The sequence below is a fragment of the Comamonas granuli NBRC 101663 genome (assembly GCF_000739995.1).
Lineage (GTDB): Bacteria > Pseudomonadota > Gammaproteobacteria > Burkholderiales > Burkholderiaceae_C > Simplicispira > Simplicispira granuli.
In genome coordinates this window covers 57,514-83,603 of the sequence record NZ_BBJX01000012.1, presented here as the reverse complement: position 1 = coordinate 83,603, position 26,090 = coordinate 57,514, and the positions used below count along the sequence as shown (strand labels likewise).

22 protein-coding genes are annotated in these 26,090 nt (G+C 68.9%); 5 read left to right on the top strand and 17 right to left on the bottom strand.

The annotated features are described in order from the left end of the window. Nucleotides 1-22 precede the first annotated feature (22 nt). The 15 genes from der to surE form a co-directional block, all read right to left on the bottom strand. A complete protein-coding gene (gene der / locus CGR01S_RS12865) occupies nt 23-1,366 on the bottom strand; it encodes a ribosome biogenesis GTPase Der (protein ID WP_042427798.1) in 1,344 nt (447 codons plus the stop codon). 16 nt (nt 1,367-1,382) lie between these two features. Continuing rightward, nucleotides 1,383-2,504, bottom strand: coding sequence for an outer membrane protein assembly factor BamB (bamB, locus tag CGR01S_RS12860; protein ID WP_245616808.1), 1,122 nt, complete (start codon nt 2,502-2,504; stop codon nt 1,383-1,385). A 17-nt stretch (nt 2,505-2,521) separates the two neighbouring features. Next, on the bottom strand, nt 2,522-3,193 hold the full coding sequence (locus CGR01S_RS12855; RefSeq protein WP_042427792.1) for a YfgM family protein: 672 nt from the start codon (nt 3,191-3,193) through the stop codon (nt 2,522-2,524). A 15-nt stretch (nt 3,194-3,208) separates the two neighbouring features. Continuing rightward, complete coding sequence (gene hisS / locus CGR01S_RS12850; RefSeq protein ID WP_042427841.1) at nt 3,209-4,477, bottom strand: histidine--tRNA ligase; 1,269 nt, start codon at nt 4,475-4,477, stop codon at nt 3,209-3,211. Nucleotides 4,478-4,638: 161 nt separating this feature from the next. Next, on the bottom strand, nt 4,639-5,913 hold the full coding sequence (gene ispG, locus CGR01S_RS12845) for a flavodoxin-dependent (E)-4-hydroxy-3-methylbut-2-enyl-diphosphate synthase (RefSeq protein WP_042427789.1): 1,275 nt from the start codon (nt 5,911-5,913) through the stop codon (nt 4,639-4,641). Continuing rightward, complete coding sequence (locus tag CGR01S_RS12840) at nt 5,913-6,866, bottom strand: helix-turn-helix domain-containing protein (RefSeq protein ID WP_042427786.1); 954 nt, start codon at nt 6,864-6,866, stop codon at nt 5,913-5,915. Before CGR01S_RS12840 ends, ispG begins: the two co-directional genes overlap by 1 nt. After that, on the bottom strand, nt 6,859-7,686 hold the full coding sequence (pilW, locus tag CGR01S_RS12835) for a type IV pilus biogenesis/stability protein PilW (protein WP_042427783.1): 828 nt from the start codon (nt 7,684-7,686) through the stop codon (nt 6,859-6,861). Before pilW ends, CGR01S_RS12840 begins: the two co-directional genes overlap by 8 nt. Before the next feature lies 1 nt (nt 7,687). Beyond that, entirely contained in the window at nt 7,688-8,836 is a 1,149-nt protein-coding gene (gene rlmN, locus CGR01S_RS12830) for a dual-specificity RNA methyltransferase RlmN (protein ID WP_042427779.1), read from the bottom strand. A gap of 81 nt (nt 8,837-8,917) precedes the next feature. Further along, the gene (gene ndk, locus CGR01S_RS12825) at nt 8,918-9,343 is read right to left on the bottom strand and encodes a nucleoside-diphosphate kinase (protein WP_042427776.1); all 426 of its coding nucleotides are present in this window, start codon (nt 9,341-9,343) and stop codon (nt 8,918-8,920) included. A gap of 87 nt (nt 9,344-9,430) precedes the next feature. Further along, entirely contained in the window at nt 9,431-10,711 is a 1,281-nt protein-coding gene (locus CGR01S_RS12820; RefSeq protein WP_084690676.1) for a pseudouridine synthase, read from the bottom strand. Continuing rightward, nucleotides 10,708-11,385 (bottom strand): SMC-Scp complex subunit ScpB, encoded by a 678-nt coding sequence (gene scpB / locus CGR01S_RS12815; RefSeq protein ID WP_042427773.1) that lies wholly within the window; start codon nt 11,383-11,385, stop codon nt 10,708-10,710. The genes CGR01S_RS12820 and scpB overlap by 4 nt, the downstream gene beginning before the upstream one ends. 230 nt (nt 11,386-11,615) lie before the next feature. Then, nucleotides 11,616-12,668, bottom strand: coding sequence for an RluA family pseudouridine synthase (locus CGR01S_RS12810; RefSeq protein WP_042427770.1), 1,053 nt, complete (start codon nt 12,666-12,668; stop codon nt 11,616-11,618). 98 nt (nt 12,669-12,766) lie between these two features. After that, complete coding sequence (locus tag CGR01S_RS12805) at nt 12,767-13,687, bottom strand: peptidoglycan DD-metalloendopeptidase family protein (RefSeq protein ID WP_042427835.1); 921 nt, start codon at nt 13,685-13,687, stop codon at nt 12,767-12,769. An 18-nt stretch (nt 13,688-13,705) separates the two neighbouring features. Beyond that, nucleotides 13,706-14,497: a protein-L-isoaspartate(D-aspartate) O-methyltransferase gene (locus tag CGR01S_RS12800; protein WP_042427767.1), complete on the bottom strand. Its 792-nt coding sequence runs from the start codon at nt 14,495-14,497 to the stop codon at nt 13,706-13,708. A gap of 13 nt (nt 14,498-14,510) precedes the next feature. Next, a complete protein-coding gene (gene surE / locus CGR01S_RS12795; protein ID WP_042427764.1) occupies nt 14,511-15,269 on the bottom strand; it encodes a 5'/3'-nucleotidase SurE in 759 nt (252 codons plus the stop codon). 144 nt (nt 15,270-15,413) lie between these two features. Between surE and CGR01S_RS12790 the strand changes: the two genes are divergently transcribed. The 3 genes from CGR01S_RS12790 to CGR01S_RS12780 all read left to right on the top strand — a co-directional run bounded on the left by CGR01S_RS12790 (nt 15,414) and on the right by CGR01S_RS12780 (nt 20,047). Continuing rightward, nucleotides 15,414-16,388 carry an NADPH:quinone oxidoreductase family protein gene (locus CGR01S_RS12790; RefSeq protein ID WP_042427762.1) on the top strand — a complete coding sequence of 325 codons (975 nt, stop codon included), beginning with the start codon at nt 15,414-15,416 and terminating at the stop codon, nt 16,386-16,388. 110 nt (nt 16,389-16,498) lie between these two features. Next, nucleotides 16,499-18,085 (top strand): GGDEF domain-containing protein, encoded by a 1,587-nt coding sequence (locus CGR01S_RS12785; protein WP_042427759.1) that lies wholly within the window; start codon nt 16,499-16,501, stop codon nt 18,083-18,085. A gap of 141 nt (nt 18,086-18,226) precedes the next feature. Continuing rightward, nucleotides 18,227-20,047: a gamma-glutamyltransferase family protein gene (locus tag CGR01S_RS12780; protein WP_156967572.1), complete on the top strand. Its 1,821-nt coding sequence runs from the start codon at nt 18,227-18,229 to the stop codon at nt 20,045-20,047. 63 nt (nt 20,048-20,110) lie between these two features. Here the strand turns inward: CGR01S_RS12780 and CGR01S_RS12775 are convergent, their stop codons facing one another. Further along, nucleotides 20,111-21,784: a GGDEF domain-containing protein gene (locus CGR01S_RS12775; protein ID WP_042427753.1), complete on the bottom strand. Its 1,674-nt coding sequence runs from the start codon at nt 21,782-21,784 to the stop codon at nt 20,111-20,113. After that, on the bottom strand, nt 21,785-22,810 hold the full coding sequence (locus CGR01S_RS12770; RefSeq protein ID WP_156967571.1) for an extracellular solute-binding protein: 1,026 nt from the start codon (nt 22,808-22,810) through the stop codon (nt 21,785-21,787). Nucleotides 22,811-23,029: 219 nt separating this feature from the next. Between CGR01S_RS12770 and CGR01S_RS12765 the strand changes: the two genes are divergently transcribed. After that, nucleotides 23,030-24,568, top strand: a complete 1,539-nt coding sequence (locus tag CGR01S_RS12765; RefSeq protein WP_042427748.1) for an alkaline phosphatase D family protein — start codon at nt 23,030-23,032, stop codon at nt 24,566-24,568. A gap of 73 nt (nt 24,569-24,641) precedes the next feature. Next, nucleotides 24,642-26,039 carry a sodium-dependent transporter gene (locus CGR01S_RS12760; protein ID WP_042427746.1) on the top strand — a complete coding sequence of 466 codons (1,398 nt, stop codon included), beginning with the start codon at nt 24,642-24,644 and terminating at the stop codon, nt 26,037-26,039. The last annotated feature ends 51 nt before the right edge of the window (nt 26,040-26,090 follow it).

The window sequence follows — 26,090 nt, the reverse complement described above, 5'->3', positions numbered from 1 at the left end:
CCGGACCGCTGATAAGGAAGAATCAGGAACCCGCCCCATCCGCGAACGGATTGTGCGAGGTTTTCAACTCGATGCGTAAGGGGGTGCCGATGAGCTGGAACTCTTTGCGGAAGCGCCCCTCCAGGAAGCGCTTGTAGGCCTCCGAGACATGCTCCAGGGAATTTCCATGGATCACGATCACCGGTGGATTCATGCCTCCCTGGTGCGCATAACGCAGCTTGGGGCGGAACATGCCAGAGCGCTTGGGGCTCTGAAATTGCACTGCCTCCTGCAGCAAGCGGGTCAGCACCGGTGTCGGCATCTTGCACATGGCCGCCCGGTAGGCCTGGATGATTGAACTCCACAGCGGCCCCAGGCCTTGGCGCTTGCTGGCCGAGATGTAGTGCACCGCAGCAAAGCGCAGAAAGGCCAGGCGTGTTTCGATGGAGCGCTCCACCAACTGCTTTTGGTAATCGTCCACCACATCCCATTTGTTTACCGCCACCACCACAGCACGGCCACTCTCCAGGATGTAGCCCGCAATGTGCGCATCCTGGTCCGTGATGCCCTGGGTGGCATCGAGCAGCAGCAGCACCACATGCGCGGATTCGATGGCTTGCAGAGTTTTCACGACCGAAAACTTCTCGATGGCCTCGAACACCTTGCCCTTGCGACGCAAGCCGGCAGTGTCCACCAGCTCAAAGCGCTGGCCTTGGCGTTCAAAAGGCACGCTGATGGCATCGCGTGTGGTTCCGGGCAGGTCGAAGGCCACCAAGCGCTCCTCCCCCAGCCAGGTGTTGATCAAAGTCGACTTGCCGACATTGGGACGGCCAGCCACCGCCAGTCGAATGGCCGTCTTGTCCGATGGCTCCTCGTCGTCGGGGGGGTCCTGCAAATCCAGTTTGTCGAGGGCCATTTCCACCAGGCTGCGGATACCCTGCCCATGCGCTGCAGAAATGGGATAGACCTCTCCCAGCCCCAGTTCGTAGAACTCGCTGAGCTGCGCCCCCTCCTGCATGCCCTCCGCCTTGTTGGCGACGAGGATGCAATGCTTGCCCAGGCGCCGCAAGTAATTGGCGATGTCGTGATCCTGTGCTGAGAGCCCGGCACGGGCATCCACGACAAAAACCACCACATCGGCTTCGGCAACGGCTTGCTGCGTCTGCCGGGCCATTTCCCGGTAGATGCCGCTGGTGGCTTCAGGCTCGAATCCCCCGGTGTCGATGACGATGTACTCATGCTTGCCCAATCGGCCATTGCCGTAATGGCGATCCCGGGTGAGACCGGCAAAATCAGCAACGATGGCGTCGCGGGTCTTGGTCAGGCGATTGAAAAGCGTCGATTTGCCGACGTTGGGGCGACCGACCAGTGCGATAACGGGCTTCATGCGGGGAGAGTTCCGTTCAATCTGGCCGGTAGCCAAAAACATTGCCATTGCGCGTGACCACCACCAGGGTGTCGGCTGCCACGACCGGTTGAGCGGCAATGGCGCTCCCGTCGGGGCTCAGACGGTTCAGTGGCGCACCATCTTCGCGCGACAGCAGGTGCACCCAACCCGTATCGTCGCCTACCACAACCGAGCGACCCAACGCCAGTGGCGCTGTGAGGCGGCGATGCTGCAGACGCTCGGACGTCCACAGGCGCGTGCCATCGCTGCGCCGCCAAGCGATCAGCGTGCCATTGCTCTCGGTGCCATAAACGGCAATGTCATTGCCGCCAAGGCCCTGCCCACCGCCGGCCCTTTGCGCCCACTGCAAGTTTCCGCGCGCAGCGTTCACACACCCCACTGCTGCCTGGAACGCACGGACGCACACCGCATCGTCCATACGGCTGGCCGGTCCAACCAGCTCCACGAGCCGCTCCACGTCGTTCGTTCCGCGCGAACTGGCCACCGGAGCTTCCCATCGCACCACTCCTGTGTCCGGGTTCATGCCCACCAGACGACCGGACTGACCGACGACCAGGGTATCGCCTACGGCGAGCAGGACACCCTGTTGCCGCAGGACCAAGGGATCCCCTGGACGTACCTGGTTCCACAGACGTGTACCGTTCTTGGCATCCCAAGCCGATACGGATCGGTCGGAGCCGAGTACGAACACGCGCGCGCCCGCCACCAACGGAGCCGTGAAGACCTGCGCCCCCAGCCGTTTGCGCCAGATCACCCGGCCGGACTCCAGCACGATGAGTTCATTGTCCCGCGAGACCACGGCAGCATAGCGGCCGTCACTTCCCACCCCCGCGGACAGAGGCACCCCTAACGCAGCGCGCCACACATCACCACCGGTCCGCGCATCCAAGACGGCGACGACCCCATCTGCCGACGCCAGCGCCAGTTGACCGCTCCCGGCGTGAACGGCCAGAGGCATCTCCTGCACGGGACCGATCCTGGCAGTCCAAGCCTGCCGCACACCCAGGACAGGTATATTGGGCCCCAGATCAGCAGGCTTGGGTTTGCCCGAATCGCCACCCCACAGCGAGCACCCTGCGAGGGATGCGCCCAGCGCCAGGATCAGCCAGGCGCGCACCAGGCCGCGCCTCGCGCTCACTTGGCCACCTCCGCGGTGGCAGGCATTTTCGGTTGCTGCCCCAGGGCATTGAGCTTGATTTCCACAAGACGCCGGTATTCCGCAGCGTCCTGGAAGGCGCTCCAGGCGCGCGCGTATTCTTCGGCGGCCTCCTGCGTCTTGCCCTGCTGCAATAGCACGTCACCCTTGCGGTCAGCAACCAGGGCGGTGTACTCGGGTGCCATCGGAGAAGACAACTGCTTGAGCGCTTCGTCGTAGGCCTTTTCTTCCATGAGAAGGGCTGAGAGACGCAACCGGGCCAGGGCCTGGTGTCCGTCATCCCGCGCATTGTCGGCGACCCATGTCAAGGCTGCCTTGGCCAGCGCGGCATTGCCCGCCGCCGAGGCTGCCTTGGCCACCGCCAGGCCTGCCAGGCCTGCCTGCGTCGTCCCGGCAAACTTGCTGCGCATATCGCTGAAGGCCTGCTCCAAACGGGCCGAGTCCTGGGTCACCGTGGCAGCATCAATGGTGTCGAGCAAGGCGGCGGCCTGCCCTGCCTGCCGGCCTTGCCAGAACTGATAGCCATTCCAACCCGCCAGCGCCACGGCAACCGCCAGCGCCACAGAGCTGATGGTATTGCCCCAGGCATTCCAGAAATGCTTGAGCTGATCGAGCTGTTCCTGCTCTTCGAGATCGAGATGATTTGCCATGGCTTGACTATGGGTTTAACGCTGGGATTGTAGGTGGCCCGCCCAGGCAGCCAGATCCTGCAGGGAATACTCGCTCTGCTGGCCTCCCGCGCCGTCGCGCAGCGCCTTGACCAGCACGTTGCCGCGCGCGAGCTCGTCTGCACCAAACACCAAGGCGAACGCCGCTCCGCTGGCGTCGGCTTTCTTGAACTGGGATTTCATGCTGCCCATGCCCTCGGAGGGGCCGGAAGGACTGTGCATCTGCACGCGCACATCCAGGGCACGCAGCCCCTGCAAGGTGCGCATGGCCACAGGCAGGGCGCTGGCATCGGGAATCACTGCATACGCATCCAGAACCGGCGCCCGGAAACCCGTCTCCTGCTCCTTGAGCAACTCGAGCACGCGCTCTACACCCAGCGCCCAGCCGACTGCGGGGGCCGGCTTACCGCCAATCTGCTCGATAAGGTAATCGTAGCGCCCACCACCGCATATCGTGCCTTGCGCACCCAGGCGATCCGTGACGAACTCGAACACCGTGAGGTTGTAGTAGTCCATGCCGCGCACCAGGCGCGGATTGAACCGCCAGGCCACTCCATTGGCATCGAGAATCGCCTTCACGGCGTTGAAATGCGCCAGCGATGCCTCCCCCAGGTAATCCACCAGGCGCGGCGCAGCCTCCACGACGGCCTGCATCGCCGGATTCTTGGTGTCAAGAATGCGCAGCGGGTTGGAATAGAGCCGCCTGCGCGCCTCTTCGTCGAGTTGGGATGCGTTCTGCTCCAGGTAGGCGATCAGCGCCGCACGGTGGGCCTTGCGCTCATCGGGTTGCCCCAGACTGTTGATTTCCAGCCGGACATCAGCCAGCCCCAGCTCCTTCCACAGGGCATCGGCCAGCAGGATCATCTCGGCGTCGATTTCAGCCCCATGAAATCCCAGCGCCTCCGCACCGATCTGGTGAAACTGGCGATAACGCCCGCGCTGCGGCCGCTCATGGCGAAACATCGGGCCCATGTAGTACAGCCGCTTGCCGCCGTCATAGAGCAGCGAATGCTCCACCGTGGCGCGCACCACGCCAGCCGTGGATTCGGGACGCAGTGTCAGTTGCTCTCCATTGAGGCGGTCCTCAAAGGAGTACATCTCCTTCTCCACGATGTCCGTGACTTCGCCCAGTCCGCGCACGAACAATGCCGTGGGCTCGACGATAGGGGTGCGGATGTTGCGGTAGGCATACCGGGCCATCAGCGTACGGACCTTTTCTTCCAGCCACTCCCAGCGGGCCGAATCAGGGGGCAGGATATCGTTCATACCCTTGACCGCGACCAGTTTCTCGGCCTTGGCGACAGGGGCTGCCTTGGTGTTTTCTATATTCACAGCGTCGATTGCTTGGATAGGGGTTGCGTCGGGGTGCCGTCCTGCTGCGGAGCACCGTCCTGGGTGGGCCGGGGCGCATGGCCCACAGCCTGGCTTTAGTGCTGCTCCGTGGTCTGGCCAAACCGCTTTTCGATGTAGTCCTGCACGATCTGGTGGAATTCCTGAGCAATATGGTCGCCGCGCAGGGTCAGGGCCTTTTCGCCGTCGATGTATACCGGCGCCGCGGGGGCTTCGCCCGTGCCGGGCAGGCTGATGCCTATGTCTGCGTGCTTGCTCTCGCCAGGGCCATTGACGATACACCCCATGACCGCGACCCGGAGGCCTTCGACCCCCGGATACTGCTCACGCCAGATGGGCATTTGCGCCCGCAGGAAGTCGTCGATCTGCTTGGCCAGTTCCTGGAACGTGGTACTCGTGGTACGGCCGCATCCAGGGCAGGCCGTCACGCTGGGCACGAACATGCGCAAGCCCAGTGCCTGCAGGATCTCGGAGGCCACCACGACTTCCTGTGTGCGCGCCTCCCCGGGTTGCGGCGTCAGCGAGACACGGATCGTGTCGCCTATGCCTTCCTGCAGCAGCACGGACAACGCCGCCGCAGAGGCCACCGTGCCCTTGGTGCCCATGCCTGCCTCGGTCAGCCCCAGGTGCAAAGAATAGTCACAACGCCGCGCCAGCTCGCGGTAGACGGCAATCAGGTCCTGCACGCCACTGACCTTGCAGGACAGAATGATCTGGCTGCCATCCATCCCCATGTCTTCAGCGCGGTGGGCCGAGCCGATGGCCGAAGCAATGAGCGCCTCATACATCACCTGCCTGGCATCCCAGGGGTTGGCACGCTGGCTGTTGGCGTCCATGAGGCTGGCGAGCAGCTCCTGGTCCAGGCTGCCCCAGTTCACGCCGATGCGTATGCACTTGTTCCAGCGCATGGCCGCCTCGATCATCTGGCCGAACTGGCGGTCGCGCTTGTCGCCCTTGCCGACGTTACCGGGGTTGATGCGGTACTTGGACAGCGCCTGCGCGCAATCCGGGTATTCCGTCAGCAGCTTGTGGCCGTTGTAGTGGAAGTCGCCCACCAGAGGCACATCGACGCCCATGCGGTCGAGCTGCTCCCGGATGTAGGGAACCGCCTGGGCGGCCTCGGGAGTATTGACGGTGATACGCACCAATTCGGAGCCCGCCTGCGCCAGCTCCTTGACCTGAATGGCGGTGGCAATGGCATCGACCGTATCGGTGTTCGTCATGGACTGCACGCGCACGGGCGCGCCGCCCCCCATGGTGACCACGCGTGCGCCCCAGACGGCCCGCGCCTGCCGCGTGATCCTGCGCAGCGGCGCAGCGATGGCAATAGGGTGGTTGTCTTGCGTCAGCATCAGGGTTTGACCTCGAACCGTGCCACATTCTCGCGTGCCACCGCGGCCAGGTCGAAGCGCTGTCCACGGACAAACACCTCAGTGACATCGGCCTTGCCGATGACGACCGCATACGGGGGCTTGCCCTGCACCTTGACGCCTTCTCCGGCCTCCACGATGCGCTGCAGTATGGTCGCACCCGTCGCATCCCGCACCTGGACCCAGGAGGGGCCGCGTGCGCGCACCACCAGCAAATCATCGGCACCCGGGCTGAGCGCCTCGCCCGACGGTGCAGCTGCGGCCGGCGCTGCCAGGGCCTCGGGCGCAGGTACAGCCGCCACCGGCTCTGCCGACAATACCGCCACGGAAGCAGCCCCTTCAGACGCAGCGGGCGCCTGGGCTACCGCGGCCTGCGCCGCCGAGTCCAGCGCTGGCGCCCCCGACTGCACGGGCGCAGACTGCGCCACAGGCTTCTCGGGTGCTCCCGATGTACGGATCAGGCCCGCCATTTCCACCACCAGACCCGGGGAAAAGAAAAGCAGCGCCGCCGCCGCAAGCAGGGTGGCGACCGCCAAGGTCACCGGACGCCTGAGCAGACCAGCGACAGGCTGCCAGCGCGAGGGCTCGGAGCCATCCCGGAAGGCCGCATTCACCGGCGTGACCTCCGGTTCAAGGCGTGGTGCCTTGCTCGTGGGCATCAGGGCGAGCACAGGTGCGGCGTCGATCTTGAGCGAGCGGCACAGACTTGCAGCCAGGGCACGGGCAAACACCGCATCGGGTAACGCTGCGTAGTCGTCGGATTCAAGGGCCCGCAAACGGCTGACGGGCACCTTCAGCGCCACGGCCAACGCTTCGATGTGCACGCCCGAAGCTTCGCGCGCCGCCCGCAGCAAAGCGCCCGGAGAAGATGCCGGCGCCCCGCCGCCCCCCACAGAAGCCAAGTCCTGGGGCAAAGATGCGCTCGCCTCATTCATTGAATGCCCCCCGGTCCAGTGCGGCCGCTTCCCGTGATTGCGGATAACGCTTGCGCAACTGATCGGCCAGTTGGCGCATCGCCACGGTCTCACCCAAGGCGCGCTCCACCTTGATGCCCAGCCACAGCGACTCGGCATTGGCGAAGTCGTTGTTATTGATGCGGCGGATGTAGAACTGTGCGCGCGTGAACTCACCCTTGCGGAAAAAGAGATCCGCGAGGTTGTAGCCCACCATCGGATTGCCCGCGTCAATCTCGTAGGCACGCAGCAAGGTCTGTTCGGCCTGCGCCGCCTGACCGGCACGCGCCTGGCACAGGCCCTGGGTCATCAGCGTCTTGCTGCGCGCCATGTAGGCAGGATGGGCCAGCGCCTGGGCAAACCGCTGGTCGGCTTCGGCATACCTCTGTTGCTGGCACAGCAACCAGGCCAGGTTGTGCTGCACGTTGGGGTCACCCGACCGCTGGCTCAAGGCCTTGAGAAAGCTCTCCTCCGCCGCCGGCAACTCGTTGAGCTGCATGTAGATGAGCCCGCGCAGGTTGTAGGCATCGGCGAAGCTGGGATCCGCCGCCAGGGCCTGCTTGACCTCATCGAGCGCCACCGCCACCTTACCGGCTTCGAAATAACCCACGGCGAGTTCCAGCCGGATGCGGGCGCGGCGCCGGGCATCGGTTTCATCCGACGGCGTGACGATTTCCGGCCCGGCCCCTGTGACAGGCGCCCGCGCTGCACACCCCTGGAGCCACAGAACGCAGACCCACGACACCAGCGCGAGCGCCAGCCGCCTGCCCCACGGCCCCGCCAGGGCCCTGCCTGCATTCATGTCATGTCTCCTTATGGTTATCGGGTTGCGCCAGCACAGGCGCAATCGGTATGGTGCGCCTCCTCGCCATGCGCTCCGCAGCGCGCGTGCGATCCTGCACTTCTCCGGCAAGCTGTCCGCAGGCAGCATCGATGTCGTCGCCCCGGGTCTTGCGCACAGTGGTGACGATGCCCGCATCGCTCAGGATGCGCGCAAAGGCGGCAACCTGGGCCGCGCCGGAGCGGCGCAGCCCGGAAGCGGGAAAAGGATTGAATGGAATCAGGTTGAACTTGCACCAGACACCCGTGCCGGCGTGCCTGCGCACCAGTTCCACCAATTGCTGCGCATGCTCGGGCTGGTCGTTGACGCCATCGAGCATGCAGTATTCAAAGGTAATGAAATCGCGGGGCGCATGCACGAGGTAGCGGTTGCAGGCGTCCATGAGCTCATCGATCGGGTACTTGCGATTGAGCGGCACCAGCACATCGCGCAAGGCATCGCTGGGGGCATGCAGCGACACCGCCAGGGCGACCGGACAATCCGCCGCCAGCCGGTCCATCATGGGAACCACCCCCGAAGTGGAGACCGTCAGGCGCCGGCGCGAGATGCCGTAGCCATGGTCGTCGAGCATGACGCGCAAGGCCGGCACCAGCGCCGAGTAGTTCTGCAGCGGCTCACCCATGCCCATCATCACCACGTTGGAGATGACGCGCTCCTGAGTATGCAGCCGCTGGCGTAGCGTGTGCTCGGCAAACCAGAGCTGGGAGACGATTTCGCCAGTGCTCAGATTGCGGCTGAAACCCTGGTGGCCCGTGGAGCAGAAGCGGCAGCCGACCGCGCAACCCGCCTGCGAGGAAATGCACAGCGTGCCTCTGTCGTCCTCCGGGATGAACACGGCCTCCACGGCATTGCCGCCCCCCACATCGAACAGCCACTTGACCGTTCCGTCTCCCGACTGATGCTCGCTCAGCACCGGCAGGGACTCGATGCGCGCGCAGGTCTTGAGCTTTTCGCGCAGGGATTTCGCCAGATCGCTCATCTGGTCGAAATCATGGGCGCCGCGCTGGTGTATCCAGCGGAACAGCTGGGTGGCGCGGAAGCGCTTTTCACCCAGCCGCTCGCAGAATGCGGCCAGACCGTCGAGATCGAAATCCAGAAGATTGACCGTCATGCACCCATTTCCGAAGCAGAAAAGAACAGGGCACGCGCGCGCAGGCGCCGGAGCGTGAGGCGCAACGTGCCCGGCGCCATGTCAGCGCGCGTAGATGTTCATGCCGGCGAAGAAAAAGCCCACTTCCACCTGCGCGGTTTCGGCGGCATCGGAGCCGTGCACGGCATTGGCGTCGATGCTGTCGGCGAAGTCGGCGCGGATGGTGCCCGGAGCCGCCTTCTTGGGGTCGGTGGCACCCATCAGCTCGCGGTTCTTCAGGATGGCGTTCTCACCCTCGAGCACCTGGATCATGACCGGGCCGGAGACCATGAAATCGACCAGATCCTTGAAGAAGGGGCGCTCCTTGTGGACGGCGTAGAACTGCTCGGCCTCGCGGCGCGAGAGGTGCTGCATGCGGGCGGCCACGACCTTGAGGCCGGCAGCCTCGAAACGGGCGTAGATCTGACCGATGACGTTCTTGGCAACGGCGTCGGGTTTGATGATGGAGAGGGTGCGTTCGATGGCCATTTTTTGTTCCTGGACGGGTGGTTGATATTTTTTTGCCTTGCTGACAAAACCTTAGATTTTACTCTGACGAAGAAACCCGCACCGCCATCAGCGGCCGCCGCGACGCGCGCCCTGGCCGCGCCCCTCACGCCTTTGGGCCTGCCTCTGGCGCTGCAGGCTGTCCGAGCCGATGTACCCCAGCGAGGTCTTGAGCGGATCGGGCTGCCCGCTGCCTGCCGTGCGCTGGCCTTGCCGGGCGCCGGCGCCCTTGGCGGACCTGCCGGGCTCGCGGGACGCATCGCGCGGACCCTGGCTCCAGCCGCGGGCATTGTCCTTGCCGGGGCGGGCGCGGCGCGCAGCCCCATCACCGCGGGGTGCGGCCGGCGGACGCGCCTGCACACCGGCAGCACGCATCAGGGCGGCGATGTCTGCAGCGTCGAGCTCCATCCAGGTGCCACGCGCCAGGCCCCGGGGCAGCACCATGGCGCCATAGCGTATGCGGATCAGCCGGCTCACTGCATGGCCCACAGCTTCAAACATGCGCCGCACCTCGCGATTGCGGCCTTCGGAGATGGTCACGCGGTACCAGCAGTTGACCCCCTCGCCGCCGCCGTCTTCGATGGAGCCGAACGCGGCCGTGCCATCGTCCAGCGCCACGCCCTCGAGCAGGCGGGCGCGCTCGTCCTCGCTGAGCGCGCCGAGCACGCGCACGGCGTATTCCCGCTCCAGGCCGAAACGCGGGTGCATGAGCTTGTTGGCCAGCTCACCCGAATTGGTGAACAGCAGCAGCCCCTCGGTATTGAGATCCAGGCGCCCCACGGACTGCCATTTGCCCTGCTGCAGGCGCGGCAGACGGCGAAACACCGTGGGCCGGTTCTGCGGGTCGTCGTGCGTGACGACTTCACCCACGGGCTTGTGGTAGGCCACTACGCGCGGCGGCGGCGGGTCGATGCGCACCCGGATGGGCTTGCCGTTGATCTTGATCTGATCGCCGTACTGGATGCGCTGCCCGATGTGCGCCGGCTCGTTGTTCACCGAGATGCGCCCTTCCAGGATCATTTGTTCCATTTCCAAACGCGACCCCAAGCCGGCCTGTGCCAGAACCTTGTGCAGCTTGGGGGTTTCCGCCTGCGGCTGGAGCACGCGCTTGGGCGGCGCCGCGCCTTCGACCGTGGCGCCATCGGCGTCGAACTGGCCGGAGACCACGTCGGCGAATGCATAGCCGGGTACCGCCGGCGGTGCACCGGCATCCGCCCCGGCACCTCCCTGCGGCTTGCGCCGCGCGCGCGCTGGCCGCGCCCCCTCGGGCGGCACGGAAGGCTGGACCGCTGCCTCAGAGGCGGCAGGCTGGGGCGGCAGGGGTTCAGAGGGCGAAGTGTCAATCGTCATGGCAGTGGTTCCGTAAGGCGGGCAGCGGCGGGAGCGTCGTCGGTGGGCGTGTCTGGGTCGGCAGATGGCTGGGGTTCGGCGTCGTCCGGAATGGGCAACGGCACGTCGGCCTGCGCCAGCAGGTCATCGCCCTGCAGGTCCTGCAGCAGGCGCGCCTGCGCCGCGGGATCCTCCAGCATGGGCAGTTGATCGAGCGATGCCAGCCCCAGATCGTCAAGAAACTGGCGCGTCGTCGCCAGCAGCGCCGGGCGCCCCACCGTCTCGCGGTGGCCGATCACCTCGACCCAGCCACGGTCCTCGAGCTGCTTGATGGTGAGACTGTTGACGGTCACGCCACGGATGTCCTCGATGTCGCCGCGTGTGACGGGCTGGCGGTAGGCAATGATGGCCAGCGTCTCCAGCGTGGCGCGCGAATAGCGCGGCGGCTTCTCGGGGTGCAGCCGGTCGAGGTAGACGCGCATCTCCGGCCGGCTCTGGAAGCGCCAGCCCGAAGCCACCTGCACCAGTTCGACACCGCGCTGCGCCCATTCGTGCTGCAGATCCTGGAGCAGCGCCTTGAGCGTATCGGCACCCAGCACGTCGTCAAACAGCGCACGCAGCTCGCGCAGCGGCAGGGGCTGCGGCGCGCAGATCAGGGCAGTTTCAAGGACCCGTTTGGCATCCACCGTGTTCATGGTCAGCGGTATTCGGGAAAAGGGAACTCCCCGTCCGTGCGGGGGCACTCAAGCCACAGAGGGCAAAGAGAAACGGGGGGCTGCGGCCCATGGGGATCAGGCAGCGTCGCCGTGCGGCAAAGGCGCAGACCCGGCAACAAGAACCTGCGCCAAAGCCAGCATGCGCAAGTCGTCGCGGTCATTGTAGCCCAGGGGCATCGCACCGCCACTGGGCGCGGCGGCGCGGCGGCCTAGGACGGGCGTGGCGGCAGCGCCCCCACCGGCACCGCCCCGTCCAGGCCTGCGACGGCCAGCGCCGCGCACAGGTCGGGCGGCAGAGGTGCCAGGAATTCCAGCATCTGTTCCCGCATGGGGTGCGTAAAAGCGAGCCGGAAGGCATGCAGGGCCTGGCGCTGCAGGCCGAAGGCAGGATGCCCGCCGTACAGCGTATCGGCCACGAGCGGGTGCCCGTGATGCGCCATGTGTACGCGGATCTGGTGCGTGCGGCCGGTGTGCAGGGTGCAGCGCACCCAGGACGCCTGGGCGGTGCTGGCCAGCAATTCGAAGTCGGTACGCGCCGGCTTGCCCGCGTGCAGGGCCAGGTCCACGACGGCCATGCGCAGCCGGTTGCGCGGATCGCGCCCGATGGGCGCATCCACGCGCAACTGCCGCTCCCCGCGCCAGGGCCCATGGGCCAAGGCCAGGTACTGGCGCTGCACCTGGCGCTGCGCAATCATGGCGACCAGGGCATCCATGGCAGCGCGCGTCTTGGCCACCACCATGAGGCCGCTGGTGTCCTTGTCCAGCCGGTGCACGATGCCCGCGCGCGGCACGCGGGTGCAGGCCGGGTCGTGGGCCAGCAGGCCGTTGAGCAGCGTGCCGCCCCAATGGCCGGGCGCCGGGTGCACGACCAGGCCGGCGGGCTTGTCGATGACCAGCAGGTGCGCGTCTTCGTACACCACCGCCAGCGCCATGGGTTCGGGACGAAAGGCCTGGCTCTCCTGCGTGGGGCGCAGTTCCAGCCGCAGGCTGTCGCCCGCCTTGACCCGGTGCGCCGCCTTGGTCACCGGCGTGCCGTGCAGCAGCACGGCGCCCTGGTCGATGAGCTGCTGCAGGTAGCTGCGGGAAAACTCCGTCACCGCACCCGCCAGCACGCGATCGAGCCGCTGGCCATGCTCGGCCATGCCGATGGTGAGGCTGCGCCATTCGACCTCGGGCGCCTCCGTTGCCTCGTCTTCGGCCTGATCGCCGGCAGGATCTGGCACGGGGCCAGGCTCCCGGTCTGGCACTGCCGGGACGGGCATGTCAGTGATCCACAGCGCTGCGCGCCCCGGACCACATGGGGCCGCGCTGCAAGCGGCGGGATAAGGCCCGCAGGGTCATACCGGGGTGTTGTTTCATGTCAGCGCGCCGGCAGGAAGCGCGCCGGATCCACGGGCTTGCCCTGGCGGCGGATCTCGAAGTGCAGCTTCACGCGGTCCGCATCGGTGCTGCCCATCTCGGCAATCTTCTGGCCCTTGCGCACGTTCTGGTCTTCCTTGACCAGCAGCGTCTGGTTGTGGGCATAGGCCGTGAGGTAGGTGTTGTTGTGCTTGAGGATGACAAGATTGCCGTAGCCGCGCAGGCCGGCCCCCGCATACACCACCCGCCCGTCCGCCGCGGCATGCACGGGGTCGCCGGCCTTGCCGCCGATGTCCAGCCCCTTGTTGCGGGCCTCGTCGAAACCGGCCAGCACGGAGCCGCTGGCCGGCCAGATGAAGCCCATGGCGTCGTCACCCGTGGCTGCAGGCGCGGCAGCAGGCGCGGGTGCTGCCGCGGGCGCGGCGCTGGCCTCGGCCGGCGCCGAAGCGGCAGGCGCGGGCGCAGGCGCGCTGCCTGCCGCCGCCGGCTTGGACGCCGTGGCCACCGGGGCCACGGCCAGGGTGGAGGAAGCCACAGGCCGGGTCACCACGCCCGAGGGCTCGGCCACTGCCACAGCAGCCCCCACGGGCGCCACGCGCAGCACCTGCCCGACCTCGATGAGGTTGGGGTTCTCCAGGTTGTTCCAACGGGCGATGTCCTTCCAGCTCTGGCCGTTGTCCAGCCCGATACGGATCAGCGTATCCCCGGGCTTGACGGTGTAGTACCCCGGCTTGCCGGCATTCTCGGCGCCCGGCAGGGGCTTGGCCGGAACGACTTCGGCGGTTTGCGGCTGCACCGGAACGGTCAGTGCCGTACCCCGGTCCTCGACCGGCGCCCTGGTCATGCGCGTGCTGCAAGCGGCCAGCGCCATGCTGCAGACCGCGACACCCACCCACAGACCTCGACCACGGGAAAAAAACATATGCGCTTCCAACATCCTTCAGGCAACGCCCGATTTTAGGGGGACAAAATGCACGGGCTCCAGCACGGTTTGTTTCAGCCCCTGTGCCGTCCGGTCCACCACCAGCAGCACCTGCTGTCCGTTCGCGCCGGCCATGGGCGCCACCAGGCGCCCCCCGGGAGCCAATTGCTCGCACCAGGCCTCGGGCAGTTGCGTGCCCCCGGCCGCGGCCACGATGGCTGCATAGGGTGCACCGCGCGCATAGCCCTGCATGCCGTCGCCAAAGAGCAGATGCACATTGGCCAGGCGCAGGGGGCGCAGGTGGGTGCGCGCCTTCTCGTGCAGGCCGCGCAGGCGCTCGATGCTGTAAACCTCGCGCGCCAGGCAGGCCAGCACCGCCGCCTGGTAGCCGCAGCCGGTGCCGATTTCCAGCACCCGGCCCAGGCGGCCGGTGGTGCGCGCGGTCTCCGCGCCCAGCAGCAACTGCGCCATGCGCGCCACGATGCTGGGCTTGGAGATGGTCTGGCCCAGGCCGATGGGCAGGCTGGTGTCCTCGTAGGCCTGGTTGACCAGGGCGCTGTCCACGAAGCGGTGGCGCTCGACGGCGCCCATGGCGGCCAGGACGGCAGGGTCGGTCACGCCGCCCGCTGCCAGGCGCTGCACCATGCGCGCGCGCACTGCGGCCGAGTCCAGTCCCAGGCCCGCAGGTGGGGCCATGGCGACGCTCAGGCGCGCGCTCGGGTAGGGTGCGGCCGGCGCCGCGCCCGGGCGCGCCTTGACCGGGGGCGCGGGTGCGATGCGTGCAGGAAAACCGGGGCGGCGCTGCTGCATGCCTGTGGCGGCCTCAGGCCGAGAGCCGGGCCGCCGTCTGCGCCCAGTAGCCCAGGTTCTGGTGGTCGGTCAGGTCGATCTTCAGCGGCGTGACCGAAACATGGCCCAGCGCCGTGGCATGGAAGTCCGTGCCCTCGCTGGCGTCCAATGCCGCACCGGCACCGCCGATCCAGTACATGGTCTCGCCGCGCGGGCTGACCTGGGTGATGACGCGCTCGGCGGCATGGCGCCGCCCCAGGCGGCAGAGCTTGATGCCGCGCAGGGCTTCCAGGGGCAGGTTGGGAATGTTCACATTGAGCAGCCAGGGCGCCGGGCCGATGAGCTTCTGGGTGGTCATCTGGCGCACCATGTCGGCCGCCTTCTGGGCAGCGGCTTCGAGCTCGCCCCAGCCCTTGTCCACCTGCGAGAAGGCGATGGCGGGAATGCCGAACAGGTAGCCCTCCATGGCGGCGCCCACGGTACCGGAGTAAATGGTGTCGTCGCCCATGTTGGCACCGTTGTTGATGCCCGAGACCACGAGGTCGGGCCGGTAGCCCAGCAGGCCGGTGAGCGCGATGTGGACGCAGTCGGCCGGCGTGCCGTTGACGTAGCGAAAGCCGTTGGCCGCCTGGTGCACGTACAGAGGGGCGTTGAGCGTGAGCGCGTTGGACTTGGCGCTGTTGTTGTGCTCGGGGGCCACCACCTCCACCTCGGCGACCTGCTGCAGGGCGCGGTGCAGGGCCACGATGCCCGGGGCCTGGTAGCCATCGTCGTTGGACAGAAGAATCTTCATGGTTCAGTGCGCAATTCGCGGCGATTGTAGGCGCCCGCTCCCGGCGCGGCGCCGGAGCGGCCTGGTGCCGTCGCCCGAGGGACACGACCGCCCTGGAGCGGCGCCTATGATTTTGTTTTCGATTTTCTTGACCGGAGACAAACCATGCACGCATGGCTATGCACCACCCCCACGGGCGTCGATGCCCTGACCTGGACCGAACTGCCCTCCCCTGCGCCCAAGGCCGGGGAGGTGCTGGTGGAGATCAAGGCCGCGAGCCTGAACTTCCCCGACCTGCTGATCGTGCAGAACAAGTACCAGATGAAGCCCCCGCTGCCCTTCGTGCCGGGCTCGGAATACGCGGGTGTGGTGCAGGCCGTGGGCGAGGGCGTGACCCACCTGCAGCCCGGCCAGAACGTGGCCTGCCTCTCGGGCACCGGCGGCTTCGGCACCCACACCATCGCCCCGGCCGCGCTGTGCATGCCCCTGCCCCCCGGCTTCCCGCATGTGGACGCGGCCGCCTTCATCATGATCTACGCCACCTCGCACCACGCGCTGGTGGACCGTGCCCAGCTCAAAGCCGGCGAGACCGTGCTGATCCTGGGCGCGGCCGGCGGCGTGGGCACGGCGGCCATCCAGATCGCCAAGGCCATGGGCGCCAAAGTGATCGCCGCCGCCTCTACCGACGAGAAATGCGCCCTGTGCACCTCGCTGGGCGCGGACGCCACCATCAATTACGGCAAGGAAGACCTGCGCGAAGCCATCAAGCGCCTGACCGAGGGCAAGGGCCCGGACGTCATCTACGACCCCGTGGGCGGCGACTTCGCCGAGCCGGCCTTCCGCTCCATCGCCTGGCGCGGCCGCTACCTGGTGGTGGGCTTCGCCTCCGGCCCCATCCCGGCGCTGCCGCTGAACCTGCCCCTGCTCAAGGGCGCCTCCATCGTGGGTGTGTTCTGGGGCGAGTTCGCCAAGCGCGAACCCAAGGCCAACGCCGCCATGATGATGGAGCTGGCCCAGTGGTACGCCCAGGGCAAGATCAAGCCCGTGATCGACCGCACCATGCCCATGGCCGAACTGCCCGCGGCCTTTGCCCGCATGGGCTCGCGCAGCGTGCAAGGCAAGCTGGTGCTGGTCAACTGAGCACCCGGCATCGCCGGACGCCATGGCCGGGCGGCCGCTCTGTGCAAGGCATGCCACCTCTGTCACACTAGCGGACTTTGGACAGACCCCTGTCTTCACTCCTGCCCGCCATGGCTGAACGCCTTCCCTCGGATATCGCGCGCGACACCCTCAAGCAGCTCGCCCAGCAGCGCCTGCCGCCCACGCCGGAGCATTTCCGGCAGATCTACGACGAAATTGCGGGCTGCACCTCCCCCACCCCCTTCCCCGAGCTGCCGCTGCGCCAGATCCTGCGCGTCATCCCGGGCCAGACCGCCGCGCAAAAGCGCCTGCTCGAGCAGTTCGAAGCCGCCGTGGGCCAGAAGGACTGGTCCGCACTGCAGGCCGTGCTGGTGGGCTACGCCAAGCTCGGCGGCAGCGCGCCGGTGGCCAGCCTGGACGCCGGCGCCGCGGCAGCGCCCCTGGCGTCCCCGGCCGCTGCTGCTGCGCCCAGCGCCAGCGCCGCGGCGGGCACACGCCCCGGGGTGGTGCCCAAGGAGCTGGCCGAGCAAATGGCGCGGCTCATCGAGCACACCCTGCATGGCCTGAGCAGCGACGACGCGCGCGTGCACCTGCTGGGCGAGCAGCTCGTGCACTTCCTGCGCCAGCCCGAGCCCGCGGCCAGCACCCTGCAGCTCATGCTGGGCAACTTCACCTTCCGGCTCTCGTTCGCCGCCGAAGACCAGGCCGCCATCCGCGCCACGCTGCTGGAGCTGCTGCAGCTGGTGTTCGCCAACATCACCGCGCTGAGCATCGACGACCAGTGGCTGCACGGCCAGGCCGAGGCGCTCATGGCGGCCACGGCGCAGCCGCTCACCCTGCGCCGCCTGGACGATGTGCAGCGCCGCCTCAAGGACGTGATCTTCAAGCAGACCGAGGCCAAGGGCCGCATGGTCGAGGCGCAGGAGCAGATGAAGGAGATGCTGGCCATCTTCGTCGAACGCCTCTCGGCCATGACCGATGCCAGCAGCGGCTACCAGAGCCAGATGGAGCGCTGCGCCGAGCAGATCGCCCAGGCCAGCCGCATCGAGGACATCACCCCCGTGCTGGGCGAGGTGGTGCGCGCCACGCGCGCCATGGCCCTGGACACGCGCCTGACCCATGCCGAGCTGACCGAGCTGCGCGAGCGCACGGCGCAAAAGCAGGCCGAGATGGCGCAACTGCAGCAGGAGCTCGACAAGGCCAGCGCCCAGGCACGCCACGACCCGCTGACCGGCTCGCTCAACCGCAAGGGGCTGGACGAAGTCATCGAGCGCGAAATGGCGCGTGCGCGCCGCACCGAATCGCCCCTGTGCGTGGCCCTGCTGGACGTGGACAACTTCAAGCAGCTCAACGACCGGCTGGGGCACGAGACCGGCGACGCAGCCCTGGTGCACCTGGCCCAGGTCGTGCGCACCGTGATGCGCCCGCAGGACCAGCTGGCCCGCTACGGCGGCGAGGAGTTCGTGCTGCTGCTGCCCGACACCACCCAGGAGCACGGCGTGGAGGCTATGCAGCGCCTGCAGCGCGAGCTGACCACGCGCTTTTTCCTGCGCAACGACGAGCGCATTCTCATCACCTTCAGCGCCGGCGTGGCGCAATGGATGCCCTCCGAGACGGCGACCGAAGCCATACGCCGCGCCGACCAGGGCATGTACCTGGCCAAGCGCTCGGGCAAGAACCGCGTGGTCGGCGCCTGACACGGCACCGCCCGCCATTCGCTCTGTTTTTCATAGCTGCTAGCGCTTGTACAGCAAGCGCTGCATGCCTTTTTCCCTTGGGGTTTGCACGCACCAGGCTTCAGGGCTAGCATGGGCGCCCGCCCTTTGCAAAAGACGCCCATGACCTCTTTGCCTGCCTCCCGCCTGGGTGCGCTCGCGCTGGCCGCCTGGCTCGCGGGCTGCGCCCACACTAGCGCCCCGTTCAGCTACACGGTGCCCGAGCAGCCCGAGGGCAGCTCGGGCTACAGCGCCAAGCCCGGCTGGACCACGAGCCGCTTCGCCGTGGCCGCGGCCAATCCGCTGGCCACGGACGCGGGCTACCAGATCCTCAAGGCCGGAGGTTCGGCGGTGGATGCCGCCATCGCCGTGCAAATGGTGCTCACGCTGGTGGAGCCGCAGTCCAGCGGCATCGGCGGCGGCGCCTTTCTGCTGCACTACGACGGCCAGCGCATGCAGGCCTTCGACGGGCGCGAGACGGCGCCCGCGGCCGCGGACGAAAAGCTCTTCCTCGGTCCCGACGGCAAGCCCCTGCCTTTCCCCACCGCCGTGGTCGGCGGGCGCTCGGTGGGCGTGCCCGGCACCGTGCGCATGCTCGAGCAGGCCCACCGCCAGCACGGCCGGCTGCCCTGGGCCACGCTGTTCCAGCCGGCCATCACCCTGGCGGAGCAGGGCTTCAAGGTCAGCCCCCGCTTGCACACCCTGGTGCGGAGCGACAAGTACCTCAAGCTCGACCCGGTGGCCGCGGCCTATTTCTTCGACAGCCGGGGCGAAGCCTGGCCCGTGGGCCATGTGCTGCGCAACCCCACGCTGGCCGCCGTGCTGCGCCAGATCGCCGCGCAGGGCAGCCGCGCGCTGCACGAGGGCGAGGTGGCGCAGGCCATCGTGCAGAAGGTGCAGAACCACCCCACCAACCCCGGCCGCATGACGCTGCAGGACCTGGCGGGCTACCAGCCGCGCGAGCGCGACGCCCTGTGCCACGACTGGCGCGTGCACGAACGCGCGCTGCGCCTGTGCGGCTTCCCGCCGCCGAGTTCGGGCGCCATCGCGGTGGGGCAGATCCTGGGCATCCTGGACCACACGCCGGCCGCCAGCCTGCCGCTGCAGGACAGCCCGCAAGGCCCGCTGCCCAGCGCCGACTGGCTGCACCTGTACACCGAGGCCGCGCGCCTGGCCTTTGCCGACCGCGCCCAGTATGTCGCCGACCCCGATTTCGTGCCCGCGCCGGGCGGCGACTGGATGAGCCTGCTCGATCCGGCCTACCTCGCCAGCCGCGCCCGCCTCATCGGCCCGCAAAGCCTCCAGACCGCACCCGCCGGCCAGCCCGGCGGCGCGCAGCGCACCAGCTTTGCACCCATGCCGCAGCAGCCCGAATACGGCACCAGCCACATCAGCATCATTGACGCCCAGGGCCACGCCCTGGCCATGACCACGACCATCGAGGACGCCTTTGGCGCACGCCAGATGGTGCAGGGCTTCTTGCTCAACAACGAGCTGACCGACTTCAGCTTCGCGCCGCAGGACGCACAGGGCCGCAAGATCGCCAACCGCGTGGAGCCGGGCAAGCGCCCACGTTCGTCCATGGCGCCCACGCTGGTGCTGGACCAGGCCACGGGCCAGGTGCTGATGAGCGCGGGCAGCCCCGGCGGCGCGCTCATCATCCACTACACGGCCAAGACGCTGTACGGCGTGCTGCAGTGGGGCCTGACGCCGCAGCAGGCCATCGCCCTGCCCAACTTCGGCTCGCTGGGTGGCCCCACGCTGCTGGAGGAGCAGCGCTTTCCCGCCGCCACGGTGCAGGCCTTGCGCACGCGCGGCGCCGAGGTGCGCGAGATGAACATGACCAGCGGCCTGCAGGCCATCACGCGCGGCCAGGCCCAGGGCCAGCCCGCATGGCTGGGCGGCGCCGACCCGCGGCGCGAAGGCGTGGTCATGGGCGACTAAAAAACGCCCCCAGCGCCCTGCCGGCAAGCGCAGGCAGCTATTGAAAAAATAGCACCCGCACCCTCACTCGCCGCCGCGCTGCTTCTTGCTGCGGTACATGGCCGCGTCGGCGCTGGCCAGCAGGGTGTGCGCGTCCTGCGCGTCCTGCGGGTAGCGGCTCACGCCCATGCTGGCGCGCACGGCCAGGGGCCGGCCATCGATGGGCAGCGGCTCCTCGAAGGCGCGGCGCAGCTTGGCCAGCACGCGCTGCGCGTCCGCCTCGGTGTCCACGTTCTCGCACAGCACGGTGAACTCGTCGCCCGCCAGGCGCGCCACCGTGTCCACCTGGCGCACGGCGCCGCGGATGGTGCGCGCCGCCGCCTGCAGCACGGCGTCGCCCACGGCGTGGCCGAGCTTGTCGTTCACGGCCTTGAAATCGTCGAGGTCGACGAACACCACCATGCAGGAGCGCCCGCTGCGCTGCGCGCGCTCGAGCGCCTCCTGCAGGCGCTGCTCGAACATGCGGCGGTTGGGCAGGCCGGTGAGCGGATCGTGGTGGGCCAGGTGCGCCATGGCATCGCGGCTGCGGTTGAGCTCGTGCATCTGGCGGCGGATCTGCTCCTCCATGTCGGCAAAGCTGCGCGCCAGCTCGCCCAGCTCGTCCTGGCGCGCCACCGGCAAATCCCCATGCGAGCGGCCCTGCGAGAAGGCCTCGGCGGCGCGCATCACGGAGCGCAGCGGCCCGGTGACCACGCGCGACACCCCGGCCGCCAGCAGCAGCGCCGCCAGCGCCACCACGGCCAGCATCTGCAGCATGCTGCGCCCCAGTTGCTGCACATCGGCCTGCACGGCCGCCATGGGCTCGGACAGGCCCATCACCAGGAAGCGCCCGCTCTCGGGCACGCCCTGGGGCACGCGCAGGAAGGCGTAGGCCTCGTCCATGCCCTGCGCGTCGGGCTGGGCAAAACCCTGCTCCGCCGCAGCGCCGTCGAGCAGGGCGGCGGTGGAGGGAAACTCCTCCTGCACCAGCACGCGCTCGCCGCGCTCGAAGCCGAAGGCCTTGCTGCGCTCGGGGTGCACCAGGTAGTCGCCCCAGCGGTTGGCCAGGTAGAAACCATAGGGTTCGGGCAGGCCCGCGCTCACGCGCGCGAGAAAGACCGAGGCATCCACGCGCACCTCGACCACGCCCACCACGTCCGTGCCGGCCACCACGGGGGCGGCGACGCTGAACACCGCCTCCCCCGGCAGGCCCTGGGCCTCGTCCAGGCTGGTGCCGAAGTCGCCCAGATACACCTGCCCCGGCGCCAGGCGCCGGGTCTCGAAGACGAAGGGGAAGTGCGCCTTCTCCTGCAATTGCGCATCGGGCGTGCGCGCAACGCGGCCATCGGCCTGCCGGTGCACGCGCACCAGCTCCAGGCCATGGTCCTGCATGCCGACGAAGCGCACCTGCAGGTAGGCCGGCCGCGCCAGCAGCAGGGACTGGAAGGCATCGGCCAGCACCTGCCGGTGCGCTGCCGCCTGCTGCACCGTGGGGCTGGCGGCCAGGTGCGCCAGCACGGTCGCATCGCGCCCCACGCTGTCAAAGCCCGACTGCAACTGGGCTGCCAGCACGCGCGCCGTGCGCTGCAGGGTGCGCTGGGCGCGCTGCTCAAGCATGTCGCGCGCCGCCGTGTAGGTGAGGTAGCCCAGCACCAGCGCCGCCAGCACGCTGAAGCTGGCAAGCAGCAGGCCCAGCCGTTGTCCTATGTTCCAGCGCATTCAGAAGGTCTCCAGCCGGTCACCGGCGATGATGCGCCGCCACAGGCGCTCGCGCCGCGCGCCGTCCTCGACGGGCTCCAGCCAGGCCAGCGGCCCCAGCAGATGGGCCGCATCCAGCGCCGTGGGCTCTTCCAGCGTATTGGCCAGACCCTGGCGGCGCGTGAACTCGCGGCTGGCGGCGGGCTCGAGCAGGTGGTCTATCCAGCGCGCTGCCAGCGCCTGCTGCGGCGAGCGGCGCAAAATGGCCCAGCAGTCCAGCCAGGCCAGCGCACCCTCGCGCGGCACCACGTAGCCCACATCGAGCCCGGCATCGCGCAGCAGCTTGAGCTGCTGCTGGCCGTAGTTGGCATGCATCACGGCGACCTGGTGGCGGCGAAACAGCTCCACCGCCTCCTCGGGCAGCGCGTAGAACGACAGCAGGTTGCGCCGCAAAGCGACCAGGCGGCGCGCCAGCGCGGCGAACTGCCCGCCGGCGATCTGGAACGGGGGCAGGCCCTGCGCCATGGCGGCCAGCGAAAAACCGTGGCTGCTGCCGTCGAAGGCCAGCACCTTGCCCTGCCAGCGCGCGTCCCACAGCGCCGCGAGCGACGAGGGCGCCGTGGGGACCTGCCGCCGGTCGTAGATCAGGCCCATCTCGGAGTAGGTGTAGGGCACGGCGTAGACCTGCCCGTCATGGACGATGCCGGGGATGGGGCTGCGAAAACGCGGCAACTGGCGCGCCATCTGGGGAATGTCCGCGGGCGTGAGCGCCGCCAGCGCGCCCTGCGCCCGCAGGGCCGCCAGCTCCACGGTGTTGGCGGCCACCACGTCGTAGCCGCCGCCGCGCTCGTCCGCCAGGCGCGCGCGCAGCACGTCGTCGGAGCCGACGACGGTGAGCTCCACCTGCACGCCATGGCGCGCCTCGAAGGCCTTGACGGCGTCGGCATCGGCGTAGCCGGGCCAGGCGAGCACGCGCAGCACGGGCTTGGCCGCCCAGGCCACGCCGCCCGGCAGCAGCAGGGCCTGCGCGGCTCCGGCCAGCAGCATGCGCCGGCGCACCATGCCCCTGCGGCGCTGCCCGGGCGCGTCTGCCGCGCCCTCCTCCGGGGCGGCGCCCTCCGATCCTGTGCTCTTTTTTTCCACCCCTTGTTCCCCCGCCCCCCCTGACCGTGCCATCGCGCCTCCATCCTGTTCTGCCGACGGGAGCCATGATCGCACGCCGCCCCTGGGCCCACAATGGCGTTTGCACTCACGCCCTGCACTCCGATGGACTCTCTTCGCCGCCAATGGCTGCTGCGCGCTGCGCTGGCCGCCGCCACGCCCTGGCCGCACAGCGGCTGGGGGCGCACGCCGCCGCTGCGCGACGACCCCTTCACCCTGGGCGTGGCCAGCGGCGACCCCACGCCCGACGGCGTGGTGCTGTGGACGCGCCTGGTGCCCGGCGCCGATGCGCCGCCCGCCGCCCTCACCGTGCACTGGGAGCTGGCGGAGGACGCGCACTTTCGCCGCCCGGTGCAGCGCGGCCAGGCCCTGGCCCTGCCCGCCTGGGGCTACAGCGTGCACGTGGAGCTGCAGGGGCTGGCGCCGGGGCGCTGGTACCACTACCGCTTCCGCTGCGGCGACGCCGTGAGCCGCACCGGCCGCACGCGCACCGCACCCGCCCCCGGCGCCCTGCCCGCGCGCCTGCGCCTGGCCTTTGCCTCCTGCCAGCGCTGGGAGCACGGCCACTACGCCGCCTGGGGCCATGTGGCGGCGCAGGCGCCCGACCTGGTGCTCTTCCTGGGCGACTACATCTACGAATACGCCAGCCCGCGCGACACCACGGGCCTGGCGCGCGTGCACGGCCTGCGCCATGCCCGCACCCTGCAGGACTACCGCGACCGCTACGCCCTGCACAAGAGCGACCCGCAACTGCAGGAGGCGCACGCCGCCTGCCCCTGGAGCGTGACCTGGGACGACCACGAGGTGCAGAACGACTGGGCCGGCACGCTGGGGCGCGAGGCCGACCCGCTGGCCTTCCTGGAGCAGCGCCTGGCGGCCTGGCAGGCCTTTGGCGAGAACATGCCGCTGCGCGCGGCGCGCCGGGCGCAGGGCGGGCAGGCGCTGGGGCTCTACCGCAGCCTGGACTGGGGGCGGCTGGCGCGCATCCACCTGCTGGACACGCGCCAGTACCGCGACTGGCAGGCCTGCCGCGCCCCGGGCAGCAGCGGCGCGGCCAGCGTGCACCCGCACGCCTGCCCTGCCTGGCACGAGCCAGAGCGCACGCTGCTGGGCGCGGCGCAGGAGCAGTGGCTGGCGCGCCAGCTCGCCCGGCAGGCGCCGTGCTGGAGCGTGCTCGCGCAGCAGACGCTGTTTGCCCCGCGCCACTACCCCTCGGGCCTGCGCAGCACCGACACCTGGGACGGCTACCCCGGCGCCCGCGTGCGCCTGCTGCAGGCCCTGGAGCGCCACCCGCAGCGCAACACCGTGCTGCTGGGCGGCGACATCCACCAGAACTATGTCTGCCGCGTGCACGCCGACCCCGGCGACCCCGCCTCGCCCGTGCTGGCCAGCGAGTTCTGCGGCACCTCGATCAGCTCGCGCGCGGGCACCACGCAGGAGCGGCTGGACGCCATCGCGCGCCACAACCCGCATGTGCTGCTGGCGCGCTGCGCCGAGCGCGGCTGGGCCCTGGCGGAGCTCACGCCCCGGCTCTGGACGACCACGCTGCACGCCGTGGACGACCCGCTGCGCGCCGACAGCGGCGCCCAGGTGCTGGCGCGCTTCGTGGTCGAGGACGGCCGCGCCGGGCCGCAGCGCGCCTGAGAGCCGGCTCACGATCTTTGGGGCAAAATAGGCCGTTCGCGCACTACCGACCTGCGCAAGCAGCTATCAAATCATGAGCACACCCCGCTCTGCCGGGCGTTCGCACGCCCCCGTCGCCGCTACCGCGCGCGGCAGTTTCACCTCCGGTTTCGGCGTGCTCGCCGCCACCCTGGGCTCCGCCGTGGGCCTGGGCAATATCTGGAAGTTCCCCTCACTCACCGGCGCCAACGGCGGCGCGGGCTTTCTGCTCGTGTACCTGCTGGCCACGCTGCTCATCGGCCTGCCGCTGATGGTGGCCGAGATCAGCATCGGCCGCCAGGCGCGCGCCAACCCCATCACGGCGCTGCGCCAGCTCGCACCCGCGGGCCAGCCCTGGTGGCTGCTGGGCGTGGCGGGCATGCTGGCGGCCTTTCTGATCCTGTCGTTCTACTCCGAGGTGGTGGCCTGGGTGTTCGCCTACGTGGCCAAGGCGCTGGGCGGGCAACTGCTCAGCAGCGACCCGGCGGTGACGCAGGCGGCCTTCGAGGCGCTGATCGGCGACCCCGTGTCCGCGCTGCTGTGGCAATGGGGCGTGCTGGGCTTCATCGGCGCCATCCTGCTCCTGGGCGTGGCCAAAGGCATCGAGGCGCTGACCAAGAAGCTCATGCCGCTGCTGTTCCTGCTCCTGCTGCTGCTGTGCGCCTACAGCCTGACGCTGCCCGGCGCGGCGCAGGCGCTGGCCTTTCTGTTCCTGCCCGAGTGGCACAAGATCAGCGCGCCCGTGGTGCTCACGGCCATGGGGCTGGCGTTCTTCAAGCTGTCCATCGGCATGGGCACCATGCTGACCTACGGCAGCTATTTCGGCGCGCAGCAGAACATCCCGGCCACGGCCGCGCGCGTCATGGCGGCCGACCTGTGCGTGTCGCTGCTGGCGGGCATGGCCATTTTCCCGGCGGTGTTCAGCTTCGGCTTTGCGCCATCGGCCGGGCCTTCGCTGGTGTTCATCACCATCCCGGCGGTGTTCGCGCAGATGCCGGCGGGCCAGGTGCTGATGGCGGCGTTCTTCGTGCTCACGGCCATCGCCGCCACGGGCGCCATGCTCTCGCTCATGGAGGTGCCGGTGGCCACGCTGCACGAGCGCTGGGGCCTGTCGCGCGCGCGGGCCACGCTGCTCACGCTGCTCGCCCTCGTGGTGCCGGGCGCGGGCTGCGCGCTCAGCCAGAGCACGCTGGCGCATTTCAAACCCGGCGGGCGCTCGCTGTTCGACTGGGCGGACTTCCTCTCGTCCAACCTGCTGCTGCCCGCGGGCGGCATCGGCATCGCGCTGTTCGTGGGCTGGGCCTGGGGCGCGCAGGCCCTGCGCGCGGCCCTGCGCGGGGAGGGCCCGCCCTCCCATGCCCGCCTGGCCGGCCCCATCGCCTGGCTGCTGCGCTGGGTCACGCCGCCGCTCATCCTGCTGGTGATGCTGGGCGGGCTCGGCGTTTTTGGATGAAATCGGGCTGCAGCGCTTATCCAAAAAGCGCCAGCAGCTACTGATTCAATA